This window comes from Pseudobutyrivibrio sp. OR37 (assembly GCF_900113655.1).
In the GTDB taxonomy this organism is placed as follows: Bacteria; Bacillota; Clostridia; order Lachnospirales; family Lachnospiraceae; genus Pseudobutyrivibrio.
Genome location: NZ_FOQF01000069.1, coordinates 1 through 2,562 on the forward strand (window position 1 = coordinate 1; position 2,562 = coordinate 2,562).

Sequence of the window (2,562 nt, forward strand, 5' to 3'; positions counted from 1 at the left end):
CGCCCATTGCTACCGAGTAGTGGGATTCACGTCATTCCTTTACCGTTAGGTCTTAGCAGGTGGAGGAATGGCGTATTTTAATATATGGAGGTTTTTATATGAAATGGATTTATCTATTGATTGCTGGAGCGTTGGAAATTACCTGGGCTGTGGCAATGAAAATGTCTAACGGATTTACGGTATTGATTCCATCGATTGTTACCGGAGTGGGCTACATAGCCAGTGCTGTATTCCTAGCCATTGCACTTAGACAGTTGCCTTTGGGTACCGCCTATGCCATGTGGACTGGAATGGGAGTCCTTGGAACGACGCTACTCGGCGTATTTCTTTTTCATGAAAAACTGTCGGTTCCACAGGTCATATGTGTTATTCTTATTGTAGTTGGAATTGCAGGACTTAAGATACTTGCAAAAGAATGAGAATAAAAGGGAGAAACATGGCAGAAGAGATTTTTGATATTGTAGATGAAAAAGGGCAACCTACCGGCGAGACAGTGACCAGATCAAAGGCCCACGCTGAAGGCATTAGACATAGAACAGCTCACATATGGGTGGTTCGTGAAAATGGAGATAAGACAGAGGTCCTTTTACAGAAGAGAGCTATGAATAAGGATTCTTTTCCAGGCAGATATGACACTTCATCAGCCGGTCACATTCAGGCTGGGGATGAGCCATTGGAATCTGCTGTTAGAGAATTGTCGGAGGAGCTTGGTATTCAGGCGGATCCAGATGATTTACATTTTGAAGGGACATTTCCTATTCAGTATGAAAAGGAATTCCATGGAAAGCCATTCAAAGACAATGAAATTGCGTTTGTCTATGTCTATGACGATGAGGTAGGCATCGATAATCTTACCATCCAAGAGGAAGAGCTGGACAGTGTAGAGTGGTTCGATTTGGAAGAAGTGTATCAGGCATGTCAGCCACCAAGGGATGAGAAGTTCTGCGTTCCTATGGGCGGATTGGAGATAGTACGTAAGCGCCTGATTTCTTGTGGAGGGTGAAACATTTGACCAGGTTATTAAGAAGGATGGATTGTCAGGTAGATATGGAAGAAGGTCTTCTGAAATATAATTCACTTTACAACCTAAAATTATATCGCATATACGATATCTGGACTTTCTGGCATTGAGCTGTCCGATAAAAATACAATGTGTCGAGTAGAATATAATATAGAGGTGGACAGAGACCGAGGAGGTTCTTGATGTTTTTGTAAGCTGATATTGACACCCTACAATGTAGGGTATATAATAAAATTAATAAGGGAGTATAAAGTGAATAGAACATTTATAGAAGTACCACTTTTCACAAAGCGTTGGAAAGAAATAGGGTTAAAAGACGATGATTTATTACGTCTACAGATTATGCTTTTAAAGGATCCACAGTCGGGACCTGTTATGGAAGGAACTGGTGGAATTAGAAAAGTAAGATTTCCTATAGAAAACAGAGGAAAAAGCGGAAGCATTAGAGTTTGCTATACTGATTTTGAAGAATATGAAGCAACATATTTAATTACAGCTTTTAAGAAAAATGAACAGGAGAATCTTACAGAAGCAGAGAAGATAATATTAAAGAAACTTGTTAAGTCATTGAAAGAAGAAGCTGCTAATAATAGGGGGTGACCGTTTATGAGTTCTTTATTTGAGGATTTAAAGGAAGGCTTACAAGAAGCTATTGATTTTGAAAAAGGTAACGGCAAAGCAAAGACTACAACTTATATTATTGACCCAGTACGAAGTTACTCTAATGTTGAAATTAAGGCCGTTCGTAATAAAGCTGGCATGACACAAGCTGTTTTTGCAAACTATCTTGGCGTTTCCAAGAAAACAGTAGAAGCATGGGAGCTTGGAAGAACGCACCCTACTGGGCCAGCTAATAGACTGATTGAGATGCTTGATTCTGGTAATACAGAAAATCTTGCATTTATTTCAAGAGTGTAGGTTCATTTATAGATTTCGAGTAGTGAAAAGTCTTGCAGTGGCAATAAATCCGCTACAAGGCTTTTTTTACGAGAATAATCACAATGCGATGCTGTAATTTTCATACTAGTAGCATCTATTCATTGTAACAAGGATTGGAAATGTAATAATACTGAAGTTTGTAAGAGTAAGAAATTTAGATGTCAATAATATGCTTTTTACGATTCAAGATGAAATCGATGAGCCTTCATTGAATATGGCAATTAATCAACTTGAAACACTTGCCCGTAGAGGGTATTTTTCATGTCCAGAATACACCGCTGAAGAACACCATGATGAGAACGGTAATCCCCTTTGGCATGTGGAATGTCATATTGATGAGGCTGAATATTACTTTTATGCAGATGCATCGTCAAAGAAGCAGGCAAAGAAACAAGCTGCTTATGATATGTTGATGTATGTTTTGTATGAGGAGGATTAATTATGAAAGCGGGGCTATTGACTCTGCTTACTATCATGCGTTATCATCACTACAATTAAACAAACAGACGCCCATTGCTACCGAGTAGTGGGATTCACGTCATTCCTTTACCGTTAGGTCTTAGCAGGTGGAGGAATGGCGTATTTTAATATATGGAGGTTTT

General features: G+C 39.0%; 5 protein-coding genes. All 5 read left to right on the forward strand.

Translation table 11 applies throughout. From position 1 onward, the window contains the following. The first annotated feature begins 98 nt into the window (after window positions 1-98). The 5 genes from BM097_RS15870 (at window position 99) to BM097_RS15890 (ending at window position 2,399) form a co-directional block, all read left to right on the forward strand. A complete protein-coding gene (locus tag BM097_RS15870; protein ID WP_090552668.1) occupies window positions 99-419 on the forward strand; it encodes a DMT family transporter in 321 nt (106 codons plus the stop codon). A 17-nt stretch (window positions 420-436) separates the two neighbouring features. After that, window positions 437-1,003, forward strand: coding sequence for an NUDIX hydrolase (locus BM097_RS15875; RefSeq protein ID WP_090552671.1), 567 nt, complete (start codon window positions 437-439; stop codon window positions 1,001-1,003). A gap of 270 nt (window positions 1,004-1,273) precedes the next feature. Next, on the forward strand, window positions 1,274-1,621 hold the full coding sequence (locus BM097_RS15880; RefSeq protein ID WP_090552674.1) for a type II toxin-antitoxin system RelE/ParE family toxin: 348 nt from the start codon (window positions 1,274-1,276) through the stop codon (window positions 1,619-1,621). Between the two features lie 6 nt (window positions 1,622-1,627). Next, complete coding sequence (locus BM097_RS15885) at window positions 1,628-1,939, forward strand: helix-turn-helix domain-containing protein (protein WP_090552676.1); 312 nt, start codon at window positions 1,628-1,630, stop codon at window positions 1,937-1,939. Window positions 1,940-2,129: 190 nt separating this feature from the next. Continuing rightward, window positions 2,130-2,399 carry a double-stranded RNA binding motif domain-containing protein gene (locus tag BM097_RS15890; protein ID WP_090552679.1) on the forward strand — a complete coding sequence of 90 codons (270 nt, stop codon included), beginning with the start codon at window positions 2,130-2,132 and terminating at the stop codon, window positions 2,397-2,399. The last annotated feature ends 163 nt before the right edge of the window (window positions 2,400-2,562 follow it).

What these genes read in the sequence shown, in the direction of transcription:
- BM097_RS15875 (WP_090552671.1), top strand. Translation starts at nt 437, where the DNA reads ATGGCAGAAGAGATTTTTGATATTGTAGATGAAAAAGGGCAACCTACC.
- BM097_RS15870 (WP_090552668.1), top strand. Translation starts at nt 99, where the DNA reads ATGAAATGGATTTATCTATTGATTGCTGGAGCGTTGGAAATTACCTGG.
- BM097_RS15890 (WP_090552679.1), top strand. Translation starts at nt 2,130, where the DNA reads ATGCTTTTTACGATTCAAGATGAAATCGATGAGCCTTCATTGAATATG.
- BM097_RS15885 (WP_090552676.1), top strand. Translation starts at nt 1,628, where the DNA reads ATGAGTTCTTTATTTGAGGATTTAAAGGAAGGCTTACAAGAAGCTATT.